The 21,168-nt window shown below is 27.9% G+C and carries 25 protein-coding genes; 17 read left to right on the top strand and 8 right to left on the bottom strand.

Annotation, left to right across the window (positions count from 1 at the left end):
* Positions 1-3: 3 nt before the first annotated feature.
* Positions 4-696, top strand: coding sequence for a phosphate signaling complex protein PhoU (phoU, locus tag ACTT9U_RS04935; RefSeq protein WP_014953210.1), 693 nt, complete (start codon positions 4-6; stop codon positions 694-696).
* 1 nt (position 697) lies between these two features.
* Positions 698-1,378, top strand: coding sequence for a phosphate regulon transcriptional regulator PhoB (gene phoB / locus ACTT9U_RS04930; protein ID WP_440932068.1), 681 nt, complete (start codon positions 698-700; stop codon positions 1,376-1,378).
* Between the two features lie 6 nt (positions 1,379-1,384).
* On the opposite strand, the gene ACTT9U_RS04925 is transcribed toward phoB, so the two are convergent.
* From ACTT9U_RS04925 to ACTT9U_RS04910, 4 genes are read right to left on the bottom strand one after another with little or no spacing between them, the layout of a single operon-like run.
* The gene (locus tag ACTT9U_RS04925; protein ID WP_440932067.1) at positions 1,385-1,606 is read right to left on the bottom strand and encodes a DUF6552 family protein; all 222 of its coding nucleotides are present in this window, start codon (positions 1,604-1,606) and stop codon (positions 1,385-1,387) included.
* A gap of 48 nt (positions 1,607-1,654) precedes the next feature.
* On the bottom strand, positions 1,655-2,062 hold the full coding sequence (locus ACTT9U_RS04920) for a Fur family transcriptional regulator (protein ID WP_440930680.1): 408 nt from the start codon (positions 2,060-2,062) through the stop codon (positions 1,655-1,657).
* A gap of 6 nt (positions 2,063-2,068) precedes the next feature.
* A complete protein-coding gene (locus tag ACTT9U_RS04915; protein WP_440932066.1) occupies positions 2,069-2,872 on the bottom strand; it encodes a metal ABC transporter permease in 804 nt (267 codons plus the stop codon).
* A 1-nt stretch (position 2,873) separates the two neighbouring features.
* Complete coding sequence (locus ACTT9U_RS04910; protein ID WP_440932065.1) at positions 2,874-3,617, bottom strand: ATP-binding cassette domain-containing protein; 744 nt, start codon at positions 3,615-3,617, stop codon at positions 2,874-2,876.
* Between the two features lie 70 nt (positions 3,618-3,687).
* Here ACTT9U_RS04910 and znuA point away from each other — a divergent pair, with 70 nt between their 5' ends.
* Positions 3,688-4,689, top strand: coding sequence for a zinc ABC transporter substrate-binding protein ZnuA (gene znuA, locus ACTT9U_RS04905; protein WP_440932064.1), 1,002 nt, complete (start codon positions 3,688-3,690; stop codon positions 4,687-4,689).
* A 42-nt stretch (positions 4,690-4,731) separates the two neighbouring features.
* On the top strand, positions 4,732-5,730 hold the full coding sequence (locus ACTT9U_RS04900; RefSeq protein WP_440932063.1) for an Ldh family oxidoreductase: 999 nt from the start codon (positions 4,732-4,734) through the stop codon (positions 5,728-5,730).
* Here the strand turns inward: ACTT9U_RS04900 and xth are convergent.
* The gene (xth, locus tag ACTT9U_RS04895; RefSeq protein ID WP_440932062.1) at positions 5,722-6,498 is read right to left on the bottom strand and encodes an exodeoxyribonuclease III; all 777 of its coding nucleotides are present in this window, start codon (positions 6,496-6,498) and stop codon (positions 5,722-5,724) included. The genes ACTT9U_RS04900 and xth overlap by 9 nt on opposite strands.
* Entirely contained in the window at positions 6,498-6,815 is a 318-nt protein-coding gene (locus tag ACTT9U_RS04890) for a HesB/IscA family protein (protein WP_440932061.1), read from the bottom strand. The genes xth and ACTT9U_RS04890 overlap by 1 nt, the downstream gene beginning before the upstream one ends.
* Positions 6,816-6,865: 50 nt before the next feature.
* Here ACTT9U_RS04890 and ACTT9U_RS04885 point away from each other — a divergent pair, with 50 nt between their 5' ends.
* From ACTT9U_RS04885 to secF, 13 genes are read left to right on the top strand one after another with little or no spacing between them, the layout of a single operon-like run.
* The gene (locus tag ACTT9U_RS04885; RefSeq protein WP_440932060.1) at positions 6,866-7,984 is read left to right on the top strand and encodes a deoxyguanosinetriphosphate triphosphohydrolase; all 1,119 of its coding nucleotides are present in this window, start codon (positions 6,866-6,868) and stop codon (positions 7,982-7,984) included.
* Positions 7,981-9,714: an arginine--tRNA ligase gene (argS, locus tag ACTT9U_RS04880; protein WP_440932059.1), complete on the top strand. Its 1,734-nt coding sequence runs from the start codon at positions 7,981-7,983 to the stop codon at positions 9,712-9,714. The genes ACTT9U_RS04885 and argS overlap by 4 nt, the downstream gene beginning before the upstream one ends.
* The gene (locus ACTT9U_RS04875; protein WP_440932058.1) at positions 9,714-9,977 is read left to right on the top strand and encodes a hypothetical protein; all 264 of its coding nucleotides are present in this window, start codon (positions 9,714-9,716) and stop codon (positions 9,975-9,977) included. The genes argS and ACTT9U_RS04875 overlap by 1 nt, the downstream gene beginning before the upstream one ends.
* Positions 9,961-10,914, top strand: coding sequence for a glycoside hydrolase family 3 N-terminal domain-containing protein (locus tag ACTT9U_RS04870; RefSeq protein WP_440932057.1), 954 nt, complete (start codon positions 9,961-9,963; stop codon positions 10,912-10,914). The genes ACTT9U_RS04875 and ACTT9U_RS04870 overlap by 17 nt, the downstream gene beginning before the upstream one ends.
* A 9-nt stretch (positions 10,915-10,923) precedes the next feature.
* Positions 10,924-11,664 carry a segregation and condensation protein A gene (locus ACTT9U_RS04865; protein WP_440932056.1) on the top strand — a complete coding sequence of 247 codons (741 nt, stop codon included), beginning with the start codon at positions 10,924-10,926 and terminating at the stop codon, positions 11,662-11,664.
* Complete coding sequence (scpB, locus tag ACTT9U_RS04860; RefSeq protein ID WP_440932055.1) at positions 11,661-12,365, top strand: SMC-Scp complex subunit ScpB; 705 nt, start codon at positions 11,661-11,663, stop codon at positions 12,363-12,365. The genes ACTT9U_RS04865 and scpB overlap by 4 nt, the downstream gene beginning before the upstream one ends.
* A 38-nt stretch (positions 12,366-12,403) precedes the next feature.
* Positions 12,404-12,616 carry a twin-arginine translocase TatA/TatE family subunit gene (tatA, locus tag ACTT9U_RS04855; protein WP_440932054.1) on the top strand — a complete coding sequence of 71 codons (213 nt, stop codon included), beginning with the start codon at positions 12,404-12,406 and terminating at the stop codon, positions 12,614-12,616.
* Between the two features lie 5 nt (positions 12,617-12,621).
* Positions 12,622-12,843: a Sec-independent protein translocase protein TatB gene (gene tatB, locus ACTT9U_RS04850; RefSeq protein WP_440932053.1), complete on the top strand. Its 222-nt coding sequence runs from the start codon at positions 12,622-12,624 to the stop codon at positions 12,841-12,843.
* On the top strand, positions 12,836-13,612 hold the full coding sequence (gene tatC, locus ACTT9U_RS04845; protein ID WP_014953228.1) for a twin-arginine translocase subunit TatC: 777 nt from the start codon (positions 12,836-12,838) through the stop codon (positions 13,610-13,612). Before tatB ends, tatC begins: the two co-directional genes overlap by 8 nt.
* Positions 13,605-14,864, top strand: coding sequence for a serine--tRNA ligase (gene serS / locus ACTT9U_RS04840; RefSeq protein WP_440932052.1), 1,260 nt, complete (start codon positions 13,605-13,607; stop codon positions 14,862-14,864). The genes tatC and serS overlap by 8 nt, the downstream gene beginning before the upstream one ends.
* Before the next feature lie 54 nt (positions 14,865-14,918).
* The gene (gene yajC / locus ACTT9U_RS04835; protein WP_014953230.1) at positions 14,919-15,206 is read left to right on the top strand and encodes a preprotein translocase subunit YajC; all 288 of its coding nucleotides are present in this window, start codon (positions 14,919-14,921) and stop codon (positions 15,204-15,206) included.
* 15 nt (positions 15,207-15,221) lie between these two features.
* Complete coding sequence (secD, locus tag ACTT9U_RS04830) at positions 15,222-16,778, top strand: protein translocase subunit SecD (RefSeq protein ID WP_440932051.1); 1,557 nt, start codon at positions 15,222-15,224, stop codon at positions 16,776-16,778.
* Positions 16,775-17,659, top strand: coding sequence for a protein translocase subunit SecF (gene secF, locus ACTT9U_RS04825; RefSeq protein WP_440932050.1), 885 nt, complete (start codon positions 16,775-16,777; stop codon positions 17,657-17,659). The genes secD and secF overlap by 4 nt, the downstream gene beginning before the upstream one ends.
* Before the next feature lies 1 nt (position 17,660).
* Here secF and ACTT9U_RS04820 read toward each other — a convergent pair whose 3' ends face one another.
* Positions 17,661-18,263, bottom strand: a complete 603-nt coding sequence (locus ACTT9U_RS04820; RefSeq protein WP_440932049.1) for a urate hydroxylase PuuD — start codon at positions 18,261-18,263, stop codon at positions 17,661-17,663.
* A gap of 45 nt (positions 18,264-18,308) precedes the next feature.
* A complete protein-coding gene (gene uvrA, locus ACTT9U_RS04815) occupies positions 18,309-21,164 on the bottom strand; it encodes an excinuclease ABC subunit UvrA (protein WP_440932048.1) in 2,856 nt (951 codons plus the stop codon).
* Between the last annotated feature and the right edge of the window lie 4 nt (positions 21,165-21,168).

The following is a 21,168-nucleotide window of genomic DNA, read 5'->3' as shown; positions in this document are numbered from 1 at the left end:
ATTATGAGTAACGAACATACAGTAAAATCATACGAGGAAGAGTTAAGACATCTAATTGATTCAGTAATCAAGATGGGGAGTTTAACCGAGTCACAAATGGTCGACTCTATGGATGCTATTATAAAAGTTGATAAAGATTCTATTGATAAAATTATTAAAAGTGATGAAGAGATAAATAAATTTAGATCTAAAATTGATACTCAAATAATGACCCTTTTAGTTAAAAGAGCACCAATGGCAATTGACCTTAGAGAAACAATAAGTTCTTTAAAAATTTCACAGGATCTTGAGAGAATTGGTGATTTATCAAAAAGTAATGCAAAAAAAGTTAAGCCCTTACCTTTAGATTTACCAGAAGAATTATTAGGAAATTTAAAAAGACTTGGTGATTTAGTTCTTAAACAATTAAATGATGTATTAGATAGCTTTGTTAATAAAGATTTTGATAAAGCTAAAGAGGTATGGGAAAAAGATGAACAAGTTGATGATCTTACATATATTGCTATGGAAAGTGTTATTGATTTCTTATCTAAAGATAAAAAGAATTTAGATTTTTCTACTCACTTAATATTTGCAACTAAAAATTTAGAAAGAGCAGGAGATCATATTACCAATATAGCTGAAAATGTTTGTTATTTGATTAAGGGTGAATATTTAAAAGGTAACAGACCAAAAGGAAAAGTTATCCAAGAATAAAATGAATGGTAAAATTTTTATTATTGAAGATGAACCTTCAATAATTCAATTAGTCCAACATAATCTTGAAAAAGAAGGTTTCATAGTATCTTCATCAGAAAATGGCAATGAAGGATTAAAACAATTAAAAAAATTTGAACCAAATTTACTTTTGTTAGATTGGATGTTACCTGATTTATCAGGAATAGAAATTTGTAAAAATATAAGAAAAGATAATAAGTTTAAATCTTTACCAATAATTATGCTTACAGCAAAAGGTGAAGAAGAAGATAAAATCAAAGGTTTGGACAGCGGTGTAGATGATTATCTGACTAAACCATTTAGTTTTAATGAATTATTAGCAAGAATTAAAGCTATTCTTAGAAGATCTAATCCAGAGATAGTTTCTGACAATTTAGAATATCAAGATTTATTTTTAGACAGAATAGAAAAAAGAGTGTTTAGAAATAAAAAAGAAATAAAGCTAGGACCAACTGAATTTAGGTTGTTAGAATTCTTCCTAATGAATCCAAAAAGAGTTTATTCAAGAGATCAAATTTTAGAAAATGTTTGGCCAAATAATGTAAATGTAGAAAGCAGAACAATTGATGTCCACATTAGAAGATTAAGACAATCTATAAATATTGATAATACAAAAGAACTAATTAGAACAGTTAGAGCCTCTGGGTATTCTTTAATTTAAATTTTTCTATATTAGAATTTTATAAAAACCTATTAAGAATAAAGGTATTTGTAATCCAAAGTTAGTAAGTATTGCCTTATCTTTTGAAAGATATCCTGCTACCGTCCAACCAACCACACCTAATCCATGGAAATATATATTGTTAGGGTAGTAATTTAGATTTGTTAGCAATATTCCTGTTAAAACTAAGAATGTACTAATCCATTTTAAGTATTTTTTAATAAACATCAGAAATGTTTATTTCAGTTTTGTTAAAGATTTATTAAAAAAAATAATTTACTTACACTTTTTACACAAACCAAATAACTCTAGGTTGTATCTTGTATAATTCATTCCAGAATTATCTTTAAAACTTTTTAAATATTTTGAAATTTTTGTGTCTTTAATTTCCTCAATATTTTCACATTTTTCACAAATAGAAAATGCTGTAGTCTTTGTGACATCACAATTTGTGTTTTTACATGCTACGAAAGCATTTTTACTTTCTATTTTATGTATTTTACCAATCTCAATTAATTTATCTAGAGCTCTGTATACTTGAGGAGGCGCTTTGATACCCTTTTTTTTAACATCAAATAAAATTGAATAAGCTTTAAGTGGTTCATTAGAATTTTTGATTGTTTCAAGAACTATTTGTTGATTTTTTGAAAGAAATTCTTGTTTCATGTTTATAACTTTATTCATTATAGATTAGTTTTTTAATTGTGGTGACTGTTTTATTTTAAATAAAGATAATATAAATAAGAATAAAGATGCAGCAATAATAGATGGACCTGATGCTGTATTAAATTCTAATGATGAAAAAAGACCTAAAACTACAGACAACAAACCTCCAATCACAGAAAATATAACCATCATTTTAGGACTACTAGAAATATTTCTAGCCATTGCCGCAGGTATAATTAACATTCCTGTAATTAATAATAAACCAACCATCTTAATTGATATTGCAATTATTGCAGCCATTAAAATTGTGAAAATAATTTTAGATCTTTCTGGATTTAGACCCTCCGCTTCAGCAAGTTCATAATTAACTGTTGATGCAAATAAAGGTCTCCATATTAATTTAAGTATACAAAGAATAATTGCTCCACCAATCCAGATAACAGTAATATCTTTAACAGTAACAGCTAAAATATCTCCAAATAGTAACCCCATTACGTCAAATCTAATAAATGTTAAAAAACCAATAACAACTAATCCAACTGCCAATGAAGAATGAGCCAAAAGACCAAGTAAAGCATCTCCTGGTAAATTAGTTCTACTTTGAAGTTTAATTAAGATTATTGCAACAATTGAAGAAATTAGAAAAACAGAGAGAGCAATATTTAATTCAAATGAATAAGCAAGCGTAACACCCAATAAAGCTGAATGAGATAATGTATCTCCAAAGTATGATAATCTTCTCCAAATAACAAAACAACCAAGAGGTCCTGTGACTAAGGCAACCCCAAGTCCAGCAATCAAAGCTCTTATAAAAAAATCATCTAACATTTTAATTTTTTTTTATTTCACCATCATTTGAATGAACATGATCATGATTATGTTCATATAAAGCAAGAGTTTTTGAAGCTTGCTCACCAAATAAGGCTTTATATTCATGATTTGATGCAACATCTATTGGTGAACCAGAACAACAAACATGACCATTTAAACAAACTACATGATCTGTAGCACTCATAACGGTATGAAGATCATGTGAAATTAATAGAATTCCACACTTTAATTCATCTGAAATTTTTTTGATTAATTCATATAGAGCAATTTCACCAGTATAATCGACACCTTGAACTGGTTCATCTAAAACTAAAAGTTCTGGTTTTTTAGATATTGCTCTTGCAAGTAATACTCTTTGAAATTCTCCTCCAGAAAGATTACCTAGATTATTATTTTTTAAATGAAGAACTCCTGTCAAACCTAAAGCCTCATTAATTTGTTCATCATTTATACTTTCAGTCAGATTCATAAAATCTTTAACTCTTAAAGGTAAAGTCCAGTCAATAGATATTTTTTGAGGTACGTATCCAATTTTATTAGTAAATTTTTCAACTTTACCCTCAATATTTTTATAAATACCAAGTGCTATTTTTGCAGTTGTACTTTTTCCTGATCCATTGGGACCAATAAGAGTTACAATTTTTCCTTTTTCAACACTTAAAGAAATTCCCTCAACAAGAATTTTATCTTTAATTTTAAATCCAGCATTTTCTAATTTTACTAGAATATTTTTAGAACTCATTTTATATATTGACTTATAATTGTTATATTATTACATAATGTTATATTATAACAATTTAATAATACAACATATGAAAAACATTAAAAAATTCACATTTATCTTAACTATTTTATCACTCTTAACAATTATTGTACCTGCAAAAGCTGAAATTAAAGTAGTAGCTTCAATCAAACCAATTCATTCATTGGTAAGTTATTTGATGGATGGTGTAGGTAAACCTGATTTAATTGTAGATGGATACGCATCTCCTCATGGATTTGCATTGAAGCCGTCACATGCAAAAATGTTACAAAATGCTGATTTGATATTCTGGGTTGGAGAAGATTTGGAAAATTTTTTAGAAAAACCATTAAATTCAATAGCGAAAAAAGCTGAAAAGATAGAATTATTAGAAATTAAAGGATTAACAAAATTAGAATTCAGAGAAAGAAATATTTTTGATGAACATGATGATCATGCAAAAAAAGAAGATGACCATGATGATCACGATCATGATAAAGAGGGTCATAAAGAAGATGACCATGATGATCACGATCATGATGATCACGGCCATGAAGGACATGCACATGGTGAATATGATCCACATATTTGGTTGGATCCAATGAATGCGAAAGTGATTTTAAGTGAAATGGCAGAGCACTTGATCGAAAATGATCAAAAAAATGAGGCTAAATATAAAGCAAACTTAAAAAAAGCACATAAAGATTTAGATAAACTAACTAAGAAAGTTAAATCTGAATTAAACAAAAATTTCAAATCAATCGTTTTTCATGATGCTTATCAATACTTTGAAAAAAGATTTGATATAAATGTATTAGGTGCTTTCACTGTAAATACTGATGTTATGCCTGGAGCAGAGCAATTAGCAGAAATTAGAGAAATAATTGAACATGACAAAGTAAGTTGTGTATTTTCTGAGCCTCAATTTAACCCTGATATAATCAAAGCAGTTGCTAAAGATATGAATATTCAAACTGGCGTTATAGATCCTTTAGGAGCTACGCTTAACCCAGGCAAAGATTTATATTTTGATTTAATTAACAACATGTCAAAATCTTTTAAAGGTTGTTAAATAAAAATTGATCTTTAGCCATAAATAATATCTAATAATGGGATGAGTACAGTTTCCCTAACACTAGATGAAATATTTGATTTAGCTAAAAAAACTTTATTAGCTAATGGATGTGATGAAGATACAGCATCTATTCTTGCAGATTTAATTAGAAATGCTGAAAGAGATGGTTCTTTATCTCATGGTCTCTTTAGATTGCCAGCTTATGTTTCTGGATTAAAAAGCGGTAAGATAAATGGAAAAGGAAAACCTGAAGTAAAAAAGATTTCACCTTCAGTTATAAAAGTTGAAGGAAATAATAGTTTAGCCCCAGTAGTTTTAAATAAAGGATTACCAGAACTTGTTAAAGCAGCTAAAGAAAATGGTGTAGCCGTTTTAGCAATAAACAATTCTCATCACATGGCTGCTATGTGGCCAGAGACAGAAAAATTAGCTGAAGAAGGTTTAGTAGCATTTGCATGTACATCTTATAAGCCGGCTGTTGCTCCAGCTGGTGCAATCAAACCTTTGTTTGGAACAAATCCAATTTCATTTGCATGGCCTAGACCAGGAAAAACTCCTGTAGTTTATGATATGGCTACAGCTTCAATGGCTATGGGTGAAGTTCAAGTTGCTAAAAGAGAAGGTCATAAAGTTCCTTTAGGCACAGGATTAACTAAAGATGGTAAAGAAACAACAGATCCAGGAGAAATTGCAGATGGCGGCGTATTATTACCTTTTGGTGGTTACAAAGGCTCAGCAATTGCAATGATGGTTGAATTAATGGCAGGTGCTTTAGTTGGTGATAATTTTAGTTACGAAACAGCTGCAAAAGATAATAATGATGGAGGACCACCAAGTGGGGGAGAATTTATTCTAGCAATTTGCCCAAACAACACTTCAGGTACTGATTGGCAAAAACATTCAGAAGAATTTTTTGAAAAAATGAAATCCATGGGTGAAGTAAGGCTTCCTGGTGAAAGAAGACATAAAAATAGATTGGATACTAGTCCAAGAAATATTAACGAAGAATTAGTTAATAAGATTAAATCTCTAAGCTAAAATAATCTCAACCGGTGTGTGGTCAGATGGTTTTTCTCTGCCCCTTGGGTCTTTATTTATATTAATCTCTTTAACACTATCTATTAAAGAATTTGATACTAAGAAATGGTCAATTCTCATGCCATTATTCTTTTGCCAAGCACCTCTCATATAATCCCAAAAAGTATATCCTTCTTTGTCTTCATAAAAATGTCTATACACATCATTAAGACCAAGATTTAACATCTCTCTATATTTTTTTCTTATTTCCAATCTAAATAATGCATCATCTTCGAAGCTTTTTGGATTATAAACATCTTCAGCAGAAGGAATTATATTAAAATCACCAGCTAGAATAATATTTGAATTTTTTTTGCTTAAAGACTTAAGTTGTTTGATTAGTTGATTTATCCAATCTTTTTTATATTCATATTTTTCTGTATCAACTGGATTACCATTTGGAGTGTAAATATTTATTAACTGAATTTTCTTTTTTTTATACTCAAGTTCAGCAGAAATAATTCTTGATTGCTTTAATTTATCTTTAATTAAATCTGTTCTAATATTCGAAAGCTTATTTTTTGAAATTATTGCAACACCATTATAACTCTTCTGTCCAAAAACATGACACTCGTAATCCATAGAAGCGAAATCATCATAAGGAAAATTAACATCTTCAGTTTTAATCTCCTGCATCATTAAAATTTCAGGCTTATATTTAAGTAAATAACTCTTTATATTTTCTATTCGAGCTCTGACAGAATTGACATTCCAAGATGAAATTTTCATTAAAGAGAAAAAGAAACACCACAACCACAAGAAGATTTTGTTTGTGGGTTAGTAATTTTAAACTGTTCACCAATTAATTCAGATACATAATCTACTTCTGAGCCTTTTAACAAATCTGCAGAAGTCTTATCAATTAAGATATTTTCATAATTAAAATCATCTTCATTTTTACTCTGATCAAAAGTGAATTCATATTGAAAACCAGAGCAACCACCACCTTTAATAGCGATTCTAAAAAAACTTCCCTTATCTTTTTTTGATAACAAATTAGTTATTTGTTTTAACGCTTTATCAGTAAATTTAATTTCTTTAATCATAAATGAACACTGTTATTACTAATATAATACTAAATTTGTAAATTTAAAGAATGAAAAATTACTCAAACATCGGGGAATTCAAAAGTAAAGGGAGATTATTTAAAGAATCACTTTCTAAATACAGATCTCCATTTCAAAGGGATAGAGATAGAATTATTCATAGTGCTTCATTTAGAAGATTAAAACATAAAACTCAGGTTTTTGTTAATACGGAAGGCGATCATTTTAGAACTAGAATTACGCATTCAATTGAAGTTGCTCAGATAGCAAGATCCATTTCAAAATATCTAAAATTGAATGAAGATTTAGCAGAAACTTTAAGTCTTGCTCATGACCTAGGACATACACCTTTTGGGCATGCTGGTGAAGATGCATTAAGTGAATGCATGGAAAATTATGGTGGTTTTGATCATAACTTGCAAACATTGAGAATTATTATGTTTCTTGAAAATAAATATCTTAAGTTTGACGGTTTAAATCTTACAATTGAAACTTTAGATGGTTTATTAAAACATAATGGTCCTCCAAAAGATATTAATTTAGTAAATCAATTAATTGGACTTCGATCGTTTAAAAATATGATTACTTATAAAAATCAGCCTTCTTTAGAAGCTCAAATTTCAGCTATATCAGATGATATTGCTTATAATAATCATGATATCCAGGATGGTATAAAAGCAAATTTATTCAAATTAGAAGAGTTAATTGAAATTAAATTTTTTAAAGATATTTATAAAAAATACAAAAATAAAATAAATAAGACCAATTATAAAATTGCTATTTATCAAATTATAAGAGACTCAATAGATTTAATGATCAAAGATTTAATAATGAATACTCAAAAAAATCTTAAAAATGATAGAATTAAAACAATAAATGATGTCAAAAAGGCTGACAAAATGCTTGTTAATTTTTCAAATGCAATGCAATCCTCATTAGATGAAATCAGATTTTTTTTAAGAATAAATATGTATGATAATAAAAATGTTTTGCTAAAAAATAATAATGGAAAAAAAATTATTAAGATTTTATTTGATAAAATTAAAAAAAAACCTCTTAAATATATTCCTAAAAAACAACTTTCTGAGAATAAATACAGAGCAATAGCAGATTATATTTCTGGTATGACAGACAGATATGCAATTAATTTAAACAAAGGTCTTAAATGAATATTTTTGATTTATATTTAGATAAAATTAAAGATGTACTGAGTTCTTTGTCAAAAAATAATGAAATTATTTTACCCGAAAATTTAGACGGTATAAATGCAGAAATACCACCTGCAAAATTTGATTGTGATATTTCTACTAATGTTGCAATGGTACTGTCTAAAGCAAACAAAAAATCTCCAATAGATCTTGGAAACGTAATATCCAAATCTTTAGTTGAAAATGACGAGATGATTGAAAAGGCTGAAGTAGTTAAGCCAGGATTTATTAATATCAATTTAAAACGTGAATTTTGGACCAATTTTTCAAAAGAGATATTAGAAAATTCAAAATCTTTTGGGAAAAATGAAAAAGAAAAAAAAAATAATTATCTAGTTGAATTTGTATCTGCTAACCCAACAGGACCATTACATGTAGGCCATTGTAGAGGTGCCATATTAGGTGATGTTATTTCTAATGTTTTATTATTCAATAATCATAAAGTAACAAAAGAATATTACGTAAATGATTATGGAAATCAGATAATAAATTTTACTAAGTCTGTTTATTTTAGAATTAGAGAAATTTTATTCAGTGAAAAATTTCCAATTGATAACGAGGATTTATATCCCGGTGATTATTTAATTGATTTTGCAAAAAATATTTCATCTGAGAATAAAGATATAGATTTTAAAAATTATGAGAAAATTTCTAGTAAGCTTACTGAATTATCAATCGAACAAGCTTTAAAACTGATCAAGAAAAATTTAGAAAGTCTTGGCATTATTCATGATAATTTTGTAAGTGAAAAAAAATTGGTTGCAAATAATGAAGTTCAAGATGTCATTAAATATCTAACTAAGAATAACTTTGTTTATACAGGAAAAATCAAAGCCCCCGAAGGAGAAGATAATAAAAATTGGGTGGAACGTGATCAGTTACTTTTTAAATCAACAGATTTTGGAGACGATAAGGATAGAGCTTTACAAAAATCTGATGGATCATGGACATATTTTGCTAGTGATGTTGCTTATCATAAAAATAAGTTAGATAGAAAATTTGATTATTTAATCAACATACTTGGTGCTGATCATGCTGGTTATATTAAGAGAATTACCTCTTCTGTTGATGCGCTCTCAAACTCTAAGAATAAATTAATTTGTAAAGTTAGCCAGTTAGTTAAATTAATTAAAGATAACAAACCTTTTAAGATGTCAAAACGAAAAGGGGATTATATTACTGTAGATGATTTAATTAATGAAGTTGGTAAAGATGCTACTAGATTTATTATGTTAAACAGAAGTAGTGATGTTGAGTTAGATTTTGATTTCGATAACGTAATTGAAAAATCAAAAGATAATCCCCTATACTATGTGCAATATGCATATGCTAGAATTTCATCTGTATTTCGGCACATAGGTAAAGATATCAATCAAGATTTAAATATAAAAAATTTTGATTTTAAATATTCAAAAGAAGAAATAAAAATATTAAAGAAAATTTCTGAATGGCCAAAATGTATTGATACTTCATGTAAGAAGCTTGAACCTCATAGGGTGCCTAGTTATTTATATGAACTTTCATCTGAATTTCATTCATACTGGAATTTAGGTAAAGATAATCCAGAAAAAAGATTCATTAATGAAAATAAAGAAATATCTGATGAAAAATTAGTTTTTTTAAAGGTTATTTCAAATTTGATAAAATCTGGAATGGGAGTTGTGGGAGTTTCAACACCTGAGAAAATGTAATGCTGAAAGAAATAAAATATTTAATTTTTACAATTATAACTTTTTTATTTCTTTTTTTTACAGGTAAATATTATTTTTCAGATGAATTTAAAAAAAAATCTTACAGATCTTTAAATAACATTAATAATAAAATAGAAAATTATTCGTCTAAACTTCCTGTATTAGAGAGTGATACAAACAATGTCGTCGAATATGTTAAGCAAAATACAAAAAAAAAAAAGAAATTTAATTTTTGGAAATTATTAGATGATGATAAAGACTAGAAGAGCTTTTATAACAGGTATTAAATCATTTAAACTTAATTCATCTGAAATAAAATTCTTAAAAAAATATAAACCATGGGGTATTATTCTTTTTTCAAGGAATATAAAAGATATACCACAAACAAAAAAACTAACTGACCATATAAAAAAGATTTTTAGAGATAACAATTATCCAATTTTAATTGATCAAGAAGGTGGCAGAGTGAATAGATTAAATAATATTATGTCATTTAATACATTTACATCTGAATATTTTGGAGATTTGTATAAAAAAGATAAGTTTAGATTTAATATAATATATAAAATGTTTGTTGATCAAATATCTCATCTATTAAAACTAATTGGAGCAAATATTAACACATTACCAGTTTTAGATATTAGAATTAAAGGTTCTAGTAATATAATAGGAGATAGATCTTTTTCAAAAGAACCTAAAATTGTTTCAGAAATAGGTGATCTTTGTATTAAATATTTTCATAATAATTCAATAGGAACTGTAATAAAACATATACCAGGTCATGGTGAAGCCAAAGTTGATAGCCACCTTTTTACACCAACAGTTAAGAAAAAATTATCTAAACTAATAACTAGTGATTTTTCGCCATTTAGAAATAAGAAAAGTTTTTTTGCTATGACAGCACATGTGATTTATGATGATATTGATAAATTTAATACAGCAACACACTCAGAAAAAGTTATTAAACTTATCAGAAATAAAATTGGCTTTAAAAAAATTTTGATTTCTGATGATTTATCAATGAAAAGTTTAAAAAAAGATTTAAAATTTAATACTATCAAAACATTCAGCTCAGGTTGTAATATTGCTCTTCATTGCAATGGTAAAATAAATGAAATGATAACAGTTGCGTCAAACTCGCCATTAGTAAATAGTTTTATAATTCAAAAAACTTCAGAATTTTATAAGATTTTAAGATAAGATATTTTAATGAGCGAAGTTGATTCAGATCTTTTCAATGTTGATATCAGTAACTATCAAGGTTCTCTTGAAGTTTTACTTGATCTTGCAAAAGCACAGAAAGTTGATTTAGAACAAATCTCTATAACAAAATTAGCTGATCAATTTAATGTTTACATTAAAGAAAATTCTAATTTAAATTTAGAAATTGCCTCTGAATATTTATTAATGGCTACTTGGCTTGCATATCTTAAATCTAAATTACTATTACCAGGCACACCTGAAGAGGAATTTAAAGTTCAAGAGGTGGCTGAAAAATTAAAATTACAATTAAAAAAATTAGAATTAATCAGACTTTTGTCTGATCAAATGTTAAAAAGAAAAAGATTAGGAAGAGAAATTAGAACAAGAGGAATGAAAGCAAATATAAGATCAATTTATAATTCTGAATATAAACTTAATTTGTTTGAAATTTTGAAAACTTATGCAAACATAATTATGACAAAAGATTTTCAAAGAATGAATATTCCTAAATTGCCTGTTTATACTACTGAAGATGGTATAAAAAGAATTAAAGAATTTTTTGGAAAACTTTTAGATTGGAAAGATTTAGAAGAATTAATTCCAAAGAATTTTAAAGATGGTAAAAATTTTAAAAGAACTGGTAAAGCTGGAATATTTGCAGGATCATTGGAACTAGTTAAAGAAGGAAATTTATCAATCAAACAAGAAGATTTATTTGAGAAAATTTATATTAAAGAAAACAGATGAAAAAAGAAAAATTAGAAAAAAAAGATAATGTAGTTAAATTTCCATCTAAAAGATCTAACTTGGAAAGAGAAATTGAAGCTATTATTTTTGCAGCAGCAGAACCATTAGATTTAGAAACAATTGAAAATAAAGTTTCTAGTAAAGGTAATGTAAAAAAAACCTTGGAAAAATTACAAGATGAGTACTCTTCGAAAGGAATAAATCTAGTTTGTATTTCTAAAAAATGGTCATTTAGAACTGCACAAAATTTATCGAGTTTAATGTCCAAAGAAAAAACTGTAGAAAAAAAATTATCAAAAGCTGCGATAGAAACATTGGCAATAATTGTTTATCATCAACCTGTTACAAGAGCAGAAATAGAAGAAATCAGGGGTGTTGCTTTTGGTACTAATACACTTGAAATACTTATGGAGTTAAATTGGGTTAAACCTGGTGGCAGAAAAGATGTTCCAGGAAAACCAATTCAATACGTTACAACTGATGATTTTTTGAGTCATTTCAACCTTCAAAAATTATCTGATTTACCTACTGTTGATGAATTAGGTGCTGCGGGATTAATAGATACATCAAGTGTAGATAATGCAATTTTCGGTACAGGAAAATTCTACAAAGAAAAACAAGATGAAAAAAAAGAAGATATCTACTCAAATATTGACGAAATGCTCAACAGTACTCTTAAGAAAGAGGAAGATGAAAATTGATACTTTTATTTTAACTATAAAAAGGCTATAAACATTTTATGAGTATCGGAATTTGGCAAATAGTTATTATAGTTATCTTAGTAGTTCTTCTTTTTGGAAGAGGTAAAATTTCAAGCTTAATGGGCGATGTAGCTAAAGGAATTAAAAGTTTCAAAAAAGGTATGGCATCAGATGTAGATGATAATGAGCCTAAAAACATTTCTGATAATAATCAAAACAGTAATAACCAAGACTCCAACAATAAAGATTAAATCGCATGCCTACTATCGGTTGGTTTGAGATTTTAATAGTAGTTGCCCTAGCTATAATTGTTCTTGGACCCAAAGACTTTCCTATAATGTTGAAAAAAGTTGGATCATGGATCGGCTCAACAAAAAGATATATTAATAATATTCAAGATGAAGTTTCAAATATAAATATTGAGCCAGATGAGACTGACAAAAAAGATAAAGATGAAAAAATAAAAAAAGATGAGTGAAGATAAATTTGAAGGTGGTTTTGTAAGTCATTTAGCCGAATTAAGACAAAGGCTAATCCATAGTTTTATTTTTTTAATTATATTTTTTGTAATTTGTTATTTCTTTTCAGAGTATATTTATGGTTTTCTCGTTGATCCATTTGCACAAGCTGTTAAAGATGATAATTCAAATAGAAGATTGATTTTTACCGCTCTACAAGAAACTTTTCTTACTTATTTAAAAGTTTCTTTTTTCACAGCTTTTTTTGTTACATGTCCATACATATTAATGCAGATTTGGAAATTTGTTGCGCCAGGTCTTTATAAACATGAAAAAAAAGCAATTATGCCATATTTAATACTAACACCAATATTATTTTTTTTAGGTGGCATGCTTGTTTATTATTTAATTATGCCTTTAGCTATTAAGTTCTTTTTATCTTTTGAAAGTACAGGTGCCTCTACTAATTTGCCAATTCAACTTGAAGCTAAAGTTAACGAATATTTATCTTTAGTAATGAAATTAATTTTTGCATTTGGAATTAGTTTTCAGTTACCTGTTGTTTTAAGTTTATTAGCAAGAATTGGCATTGTAGATTCTGATTTTTTAAGAACTAGAAGAAAATATGTTGTTGTTATAATTTTTGCAGCAGCAGCAATATTAACACCTCCTGACCCTATAACTCAAATCGGATTAGCAATACCATTATTAATATTGTATGAGTTATCAATATTTTCTGTAAATTTAATTGAGAAAAAAAAATTAGAACAAGAAGAAGCTGATGCATAATATTAAAGATATTAGAAAAGACTTACAATTTTTTGAAGAAAGTTTAAAAAAAAGATTTTTTGATATTGATATAAATGAAATAAAAAAACTTGATGAGGAAAATAGAGAATTAATTCAAAAAAAAGAAACACTTGAGCAAGAAAAAAAAGAAATTTCAAAATCAAAAGATCAAAATTTGTTCAAAAGATCAAAAGAAATTTCATCAGAAATTGACAAATACTCAGAAAAGCAATCTGAAATTAAAAATAAATTAGAGACAATTTTATCTTCTATCCCAAATATTCCACACGCAGATGTACCTTTAGGAAAAGATGAGAATGAAAATGTAGAGGTTTCAAAATCAGGTAAAATTCCTGAATTCGATTTTAAACCCATTTCTCATTATGAATTAGGTGAAAAACTAGGCATGTTAGATTTTGATTTAGCTACTAAAACAACTGGTGCTAGATTTGTATTTGTTAAAGATAAGTTAGCATTAATGGAAAGAGCCATTACTAATTTCATGCTAGATACTCATATACATAAAAATTCTTATCAAGAAATATCACCTCCTTTAATGGCATCAGCAAACACAATGTATGGCACCGGTCAATTACCTAAGTTTGAAAATGATCAATTTGAATTAAAAATGGAAGAGGGGTCAGATAGAAAATTTTTAATACCAACAGCTGAAGTTATTTTAACTAATATAGTTAAAAACCAAATTATAAATAAATCAAATTTACCAATGAGATTAGTAGCTGCAACACCATGTTTTCGTAAAGAAGCTGGTAGCTACGGCAAAGATACAAAAGGAATGATTAGACAACATCAATTTTATAAAGTTGAAATGGTAAGCATAGTTGAAAATCAAAATTGTTTAGAGGAATTAGAGCGTATGACTAATTGTGCAACTGATATTTTAGATCAGTTAGAACTTCCATATAGAAAAGTTATTTTATGTACCGGCGATATGGGTTTTAGTGCAGAAAAAACATACGACATCGAAGTATGGTTGCCCTCTGAAAATAAATATAGAGAAATTTCTTCTTGTTCATCATGCTCAACATTTCAGGCTAATCGAATGAAATCTAGATACAAAAATGATAAAAAAGAAACTTTATATGTAGGCACTTTAAATGGTAGTGGTTTAGCTGTTGGTAGAACTATGATAGCTATAATGGAAAATTACCAACAAAAAGATGGTTCAATTGTAATTCCTAAAGTACTTAGACCCTATATGAACAATATGGACAAAATATCTTCCAATTAAAGTTGTTTTCATTAATTAGATAGTATAAAAATCATCATCATTTAAAGGAGAATTATGGAAGGTTCAGGAATAGGTCAATTTATACCATTAATTTTAATATTTGTAATTTTTTACTTTTTTCTTATCAGACCACAGCAAAAAAAAGTTAAAGAACATAAGGCTATGGTTGAAAACTTAAAAAAGGGTGACAAAGTTATTACTTCTGGAGGAATAACAGGAACTATTGAAAGAGTTATTGATAATGAAAGAGTTGAAGTTGAGATAGCTGAAAATGTTAAAGTTGAAATTATTAAGGCTACTGGAATTCAGTCTTTAGTGGGTACACCAGAAGTTAAAAAATAATTTAATTCATATTAAGTGTTATATTTTTCTAAATCTAGAATTGTATCTATATTAATTTTTATATTAGTATTTATTTTTATATTATCTTCAAATTTTATAAGTTTTTCTAATCAAACTATTAATAAAAAAATAAACTTAGGTTTAGACTTGCAAGGTGGGTCTTATTTATTGTTAGAAATTGATAATAAACCTGTAGTTCAACAGAAACTTCAAAATTTAACGACAACAATAAGAAGTTATTTCAAAGATAATAATATAAATTTATTTGATATCTCAATAGAAGAAGAAAGCATTTATTTTAAAGTTGATGATTTAGATAAAGAAAAAATTATAGCTTCTTTTAAAAATGAGGAAAGTGAAATTAATCCTTACTATCCAAGATTTAAATCACATCAATTAGATATAATTGATGAAATCAGTAGATTAAAATTATCATTCTCTAAGCAAGGTTTAATTGAATTAAAAACCTCATCACAAGATCAAGCAATCGAAATTGTTAGAAGACGTATAGATGAAATAGGCACAAATGAACCAAACATTTTAAAAAGAGGCAACAATAGAATTTTAGTTGAGTTACCTGGTCTTGATGATCCAATGAGAATAAAATCTTTATTAGGTAAAACAGCTAACTTAACTTTCAGATTTGTTACACAAAATGACTCAGAAACATTTGGTGTGGAAAAACTTGTTTATGAAAATAGTTCTGAAGAAGTTCTCGTTAGTAAAAGAATTATTTTAAGTGGTGAAAATTTATTAGATGCACAACCAAGAATGGATACTCAAACTAACGAAACAGTCGTTTCATTTACATTAGATAGAGTTGGTGCAAAAAGATTTGGTAAAGCAACTTCTAAAGGTATTGGTAAGCAGTTAGCAATTATATTAGATGGTAAAATTATAAGTGCTCCTGTGATTCAAGATGCAATTGTCAGCGGAAATGGTCAAATAAGTGGGGGCTTCACATTTCAATCAGCTACAGATTTAGCATTATTATTAAGATCTGGTGCTTTACCTGCTCCAATGAATATTATTGAAGAACGAACTGTAGGTCCTGATTTAGGTCAAGATTCTATAGATGCTGGTATGTTTGCATTAATTATAGGGTCAATATTAGTTCTAGTTTTTATGTTCGTAAAATATCGAGTGTTTGGTTTAATTACTAATATTACATTGATACTTAATCTAGTAATTTTAATGGGTGTTTTAACTTTATTTGAAGCAACATTAACTTTACCTGGTATTGCTGGTATTATATTAACCGTGGGTATGGCTGTAGATGCGAACGTGCTTATTTTTGAAAGGATAAAAGAAGAATTAAAAAATGAAAAAAATAATATAATTGCATTTGATAGTGGTTATACAAAATCGAGAACTGCAATTATTGATGCTAATATAACAACCTTACTTGCGGCTGTAATATTATTTTTTATGGGCTCAGGTCCTATTAAAGGTTTTTCAATAACTTTAGGTGTTGGAATATTTACGACTTTATTTTCTGTGTATTTCATCGCCAGATTGCTAACTAGTTTATATGTATCAAAAAATAAAGATAAAGAGACATTAATAAAATGATATCATTTAATAAGTATTATAATCTGTTCAATATAGTTTCAGTAATTTTAGTTGTTTCGTCTATCTTATTGTTAGTATTTAAAGGATTAAATTTTGGTATTGATTTTAAAGGTGGAACATTAATTGAATTAAGAGCTGCAGATAAAAAAATAAATATTTCTTCACTTAGAGACTCTTTGAATAATATGGATCTTGGTGATGTATCGGTTAAAAATTTTGGTAATGAAACTGATTTTTTAATAAAATTTGAGAATAATACAAAGAAAAATATTATTGAAGAGATAAAAAATAATTTAGAAAATTCATTTGGTAATACATTTAATTTTAGAAGAGTAGAAAATGTTGGTCCTAAAGTCAGTAGTGAATTATTAAGATCAGGAATTATAGCTATATCAGTTGCTTTAGCTGTAATGTTATTTTACATATGGATTAGATTTGAATGGCAATTTAGTTTAGGAGCCATATTTGCTTTGTTTCATGATGTTTTTGTAACACTTGGTTTTTTTTCATTATTCAGTTTAGAAATAAATCTCTCAATAATCGCAGCTGTTTTGACTATAGTTGGTTACTCCATGAACGACACTGTAGTAATTTACGACAGAGTAAGAGAAAATTTACGAAAATATTCAGATATAAAAATATTTGAATTAACAAATATCTCAATAAACGAAACGCTTTCAAGAACAGTAATCACATCAGTAACTACCTTATTAGCTTTGTTAGCTATATATTTTTTTGGTGGAGAAATATTAAAAGGCTTTTCATTAGCTATGATTTTAGGTGTTGTCTTTGGAACTTATTCGTCAATATATATAGCAAATACTGTTTTAGTTAGATTGAATGTAACTCAAAAGACAGTTCTTAGAGAAGATAAAGATTAATTTAATATAAATTTTGCGCTGCTACCATTGTTAACAACATTGGTAAAGATAGTAATGTGTTTGTTCTTGAGAACAACATTGCAGTTTTAGCTGATTTTGCTTTTAATTCAGGATCACACTCAACTATTCCTAAAGCTCTTTTTTGATTTGGCCAAATAACAAACCAAACATTGAATGCCATAACAAGACCTAACCACATTCCAATTCCAATAGCAGTATGTTTTGGAATACCAGATCCAATACTTAAAGTCATTGCATCATGAAGATAACCATTTAATCCAGCTAAAATTAAACCTGAAATAACTGTAAATGCTGCAGCCCATCTAAAATAAAAAAGGGCAGCAGGTGCTATTACTTTTCCAATAGCTGGTTTTTGTTCATCTGGAATTTTGGCCATATTTGGTATTTGAACAAAATTGAAATACCATAATAAACCGATCCACATTATTCCAACAACCACATGTACATATCTAGCTATCCAGCTCCAAAACGCTCTATCAAAAGCAAAACCATCATTTTGCATAAATAAACCAATGAATAATATGATAGCTATAGCAAGAGAGGCATGAATTGTTTTTGATAATGAGGATAATAAATTAGTCATGATTCTTAAATTTATACACTAAAAATCATAAAAAATTAAGATTAATTAGTTTAAAAGGGGCTTTAAAAATTTGCCTGTATAACTCTCTTTAACTTTAACGATTTCTTCAGGTTTACCTTCAGCTATAATTTGACCGCCTTTTACACCACCTTCAGGACCCATATCCACTATATAATCAGCAGTTTTGATAACATCTAAATTGTGCTCAATTACTACGACCGAATTACCTAAAGCAACAAATGTGTGAAGAATTTCCAATAATTTTTTAATATCATGTTGATGTAACCCTGTTGTCGGTTCGTCAAGAATATACATTGTTCTCCCAGTAGATCTTTTTGAAAGTTCTTTAGCAAGTTTTATTCTTTGAGCCTCTCCTCCAGATAGAGTAGTGGCCTGTTGTCCTATTTTTATATAGCCTAAACCTACTTTTTTTAGAGTTAAAAGTTTTGATTTTATATTTGAAATATTTTCAAAATACTCACATCCTTCATCAACAGTCATATTCAACACCTCTGCAATACTTTTATCTTTAAATTTTATTTCAAGAGTTTCTCTATTGTATCGTGTTCCTTTACATTCATCACATTGAATATATACATCTGGTAAGAAGTGCATTTCATAAGTAATAACACCATCACCTTCACAAGCCTCACATCTTCCACCTTTAACATTAAATGAAAATCTTCCAGGCTTGTATCCTCTTGATTTAGACTCAGGTAAAGCTGTAAACCAATCTCTTATTGGACCAAATGCTCCAGTATAGGTAGCGGGATTTGATCTTGGAGTTCTACCAATAGGTGATTGATCAATATCAATTATTTTATCAACTAGTTCAGTACCTTTAAATCCTTTGAAAGGTTTTGGAATCTTTCTTGATTTGTTATTATTTAAAGCAAGGTTGAGAGCATTGTATAATGTTTGTAAAACTAGTGTTGATTTACCACTACCTGAAACTCCAGTTACGCAAGTAAGACTACCTAGTGGTATTTTTAGATTTACATTGTTGAGGTTGTTACCTGATGCACCAGTAATTTCTAAAAACCTTCCGTTTTTTGCAAGCCTTCTTTTTTTAGGAACATCTATTCTAAATTTGTTTGATAAATATTTTCCAGTTATACTTTCTTTGTTAGCAGTAATTTCTTTTATTGTACCTTGGGCAATAACTTCACCACCTTTACTTCCAGCTTCAGGACCTAAATCAATAATGTGATCAGCATTTTCCATTGTCTCAGTATCATGCTCAACAACAATAACTGTATTACCTAGATCTCTTAATCTTTTTAAAGCACTAATCAATTTAACATTATCTTTTTGATGAAGACCTATAGATGGTTCATCTAAAACATAAAGTACTCCAGTTAAACCGGAACCAATTTGTGATGCCAATCTGATTCTTTGAGCTTCACCACCAGAAAGAGTGCTGGACTCTCTTGATAGTGTTAAATAATCTAAACCAACATTTAATAAAAATTTTAGTCTTTCATTAATTTCTTTAAGAATATGTTCAGCAATTTTTAATTGTCTTTTGTCTAATGTTTTCTCTAAGTCATTAAACCATTTAGCAGCATCACTTATAGATTTTTCAGTTACTTCACTTATATGTAGATTATCAATTTTTACACACAAAGCTTCATCCTTTAACCTGTGTCCATTACATCTTTCACATTTTGTATCTGATTGATATTGAGCGATTTCCTCTCTTTTCCAATCGCTATCTGTTTCTAGATAACGTCGTTCAAGGTTGTTAATTACTCCTTCAAATGTTTTTTTATGTGAGTATTTTTCATACCCATCATCATAATTAAACTTTATTTCCTCATCATCAGATCCATATAAAATAACATCTCTGATTTTTTTGGGTATTTTGTTCCACTTATCTTCTAATGAAAAACCATAATGTTTAGCCAAAGAAGCTAGAGTTTGAGCGTAATACATTGTTGTTGTTTTAGCCCAAGGTTCAATAGCGCCATCAGCTATACTTTTTTTATCATTTGGAATTACAAGATTTGGATCTACGTTTAATTTTACACCTATACCTTCACATTCTTCACATGCTCCAAATGGACTATTGAATGAAAATAATCTTGGTTCTATTTCTTCAATTGTAAAACCACTTTCAGGACAAGCAAATTTTGTTGAAAAGATTAAGCTTTCTATTTTTCTAAATTTTTTAGGAAGTGTTTCATCTTCATATTCAACAAATAATAAACCATTTGCAAGATTTACTGCTGTTTCAATACTTTCTGCTAATCTATTTCCTAATGAAGAATTTAATACAATTCTATCAACTAAAATTGAAATATCATGTTTAACTTTTTTATTTAATTCAGGAGATTGATCAATATCGTATAAGACATTATCAATTTTAATCTTTCTAAATCCTCTTCTTTTATAACTTTGAATTTCTTTTTTATATTCTCCTTTTCTACCTCTAACGACAGGAGCATATAAATATATTGTAGATTTTTTTGGTAGCTCTTTAATTTTGTCTACTATTTGGGAAATAGTTTGAGATGTAATTGGCTTACCTGTAAAAGGGGAGTAGGGAATACCAGCTCTTGCATATAAGACACGCATATAATCATAAATTTCAGTTACAGTAGCAACAGTTGATCTTGGATTTTTAGAAGTATTTTTTTGTTCAATTGATATTGCAGGACTTAAACCCTCAATAAGATCTACATTAGGTTTTTTCATTTTATCTAAAAATTGTCTTGCGTATGCAGAAAGACTTTCAACATATCTTCTTTGCCCTTCGGCATAAATTGTATCGAATGCTAATGAAGATTTTCCTGATCCAGATAACCCTGTTATTACCACAAATTTATCTTTTGGAATTTCAAGGGAAACATTTTTTAAATTATGTTCTTTTGCCCCCTTAATAAGTATCTTTTTGATCATAAAT

The organism is Candidatus Pelagibacter sp. (assembly GCF_052049975.1).
Lineage (GTDB): Bacteria > Pseudomonadota > Alphaproteobacteria > Pelagibacterales > Pelagibacteraceae > Pelagibacter.
The sequence above is the reverse complement of the archived record's forward strand: the minus strand, read 5'-3'. Positions and strand labels throughout refer to the sequence as shown.

Excerpts from the sequence above, each read along its gene's own strand:
- tatB (WP_440932053.1), top strand. The coding sequence starts at position 12,622 with ATGCCTACTATCGGTTGGTTTGAGATTTTAATAGTAGTTGCCCTAGCT.
- ACTT9U_RS04910 (WP_440932065.1), bottom strand. The coding sequence starts at position 3,617 with ATGAGTTCTAAAAATATTCTAGTAAAATTAGAAAATGCTGGATTTAAA.
- serS (WP_440932052.1), top strand. The coding sequence starts at position 13,605 with ATGCATAATATTAAAGATATTAGAAAAGACTTACAATTTTTTGAAGAA.
- ACTT9U_RS04925 (WP_440932067.1), bottom strand. The coding sequence starts at position 1,606 with ATGTTTATTAAAAAATACTTAAAATGGATTAGTACATTCTTAGTTTTA.
- tatA (WP_440932054.1), top strand. The coding sequence starts at position 12,404 with ATGAGTATCGGAATTTGGCAAATAGTTATTATAGTTATCTTAGTAGTT.
- ACTT9U_RS04820 (WP_440932049.1), bottom strand. The coding sequence starts at position 18,263 with ATGACTAATTTATTATCCTCATTATCAAAAACAATTCATGCCTCTCTT.
- ACTT9U_RS04865 (WP_440932056.1), top strand. The coding sequence starts at position 10,924 with ATGAGCGAAGTTGATTCAGATCTTTTCAATGTTGATATCAGTAACTAT.
- znuA (WP_440932064.1), top strand. The coding sequence starts at position 3,688 with ATGAAAAACATTAAAAAATTCACATTTATCTTAACTATTTTATCACTC.
- tatC (WP_014953228.1), top strand. The coding sequence starts at position 12,836 with ATGAGTGAAGATAAATTTGAAGGTGGTTTTGTAAGTCATTTAGCCGAA.
- ACTT9U_RS04900 (WP_440932063.1), top strand. The coding sequence starts at position 4,732 with ATGAGTACAGTTTCCCTAACACTAGATGAAATATTTGATTTAGCTAAA.
- phoU (WP_014953210.1), top strand. The coding sequence starts at position 4 with ATGAGTAACGAACATACAGTAAAATCATACGAGGAAGAGTTAAGACAT.
- phoB (WP_440932068.1), top strand. The coding sequence starts at position 698 with ATGAATGGTAAAATTTTTATTATTGAAGATGAACCTTCAATAATTCAA.
- secF (WP_440932050.1), top strand. The coding sequence starts at position 16,775 with ATGATATCATTTAATAAGTATTATAATCTGTTCAATATAGTTTCAGTA.
- uvrA (WP_440932048.1), bottom strand. The coding sequence starts at position 21,164 with ATGATCAAAAAGATACTTATTAAGGGGGCAAAAGAACATAATTTAAAA.
- ACTT9U_RS04920 (WP_440930680.1), bottom strand. The coding sequence starts at position 2,062 with ATGAATAAAGTTATAAACATGAAACAAGAATTTCTTTCAAAAAATCAA.
- argS (WP_440932059.1), top strand. The coding sequence starts at position 7,981 with ATGAATATTTTTGATTTATATTTAGATAAAATTAAAGATGTACTGAGT.
- ACTT9U_RS04875 (WP_440932058.1), top strand. The coding sequence starts at position 9,714 with ATGCTGAAAGAAATAAAATATTTAATTTTTACAATTATAACTTTTTTA.
- ACTT9U_RS04885 (WP_440932060.1), top strand. The coding sequence starts at position 6,866 with ATGAAAAATTACTCAAACATCGGGGAATTCAAAAGTAAAGGGAGATTA.
- xth (WP_440932062.1), bottom strand. The coding sequence starts at position 6,498 with ATGAAAATTTCATCTTGGAATGTCAATTCTGTCAGAGCTCGAATAGAA.
- ACTT9U_RS04915 (WP_440932066.1), bottom strand. The coding sequence starts at position 2,872 with ATGTTAGATGATTTTTTTATAAGAGCTTTGATTGCTGGACTTGGGGTT.
- ACTT9U_RS04870 (WP_440932057.1), top strand. The coding sequence starts at position 9,961 with ATGATGATAAAGACTAGAAGAGCTTTTATAACAGGTATTAAATCATTT.
- yajC (WP_014953230.1), top strand. The coding sequence starts at position 14,919 with ATGGAAGGTTCAGGAATAGGTCAATTTATACCATTAATTTTAATATTT.
- ACTT9U_RS04890 (WP_440932061.1), bottom strand. The coding sequence starts at position 6,815 with ATGATTAAAGAAATTAAATTTACTGATAAAGCGTTAAAACAAATAACT.
- scpB (WP_440932055.1), top strand. The coding sequence starts at position 11,661 with ATGAAAAAAGAAAAATTAGAAAAAAAAGATAATGTAGTTAAATTTCCA.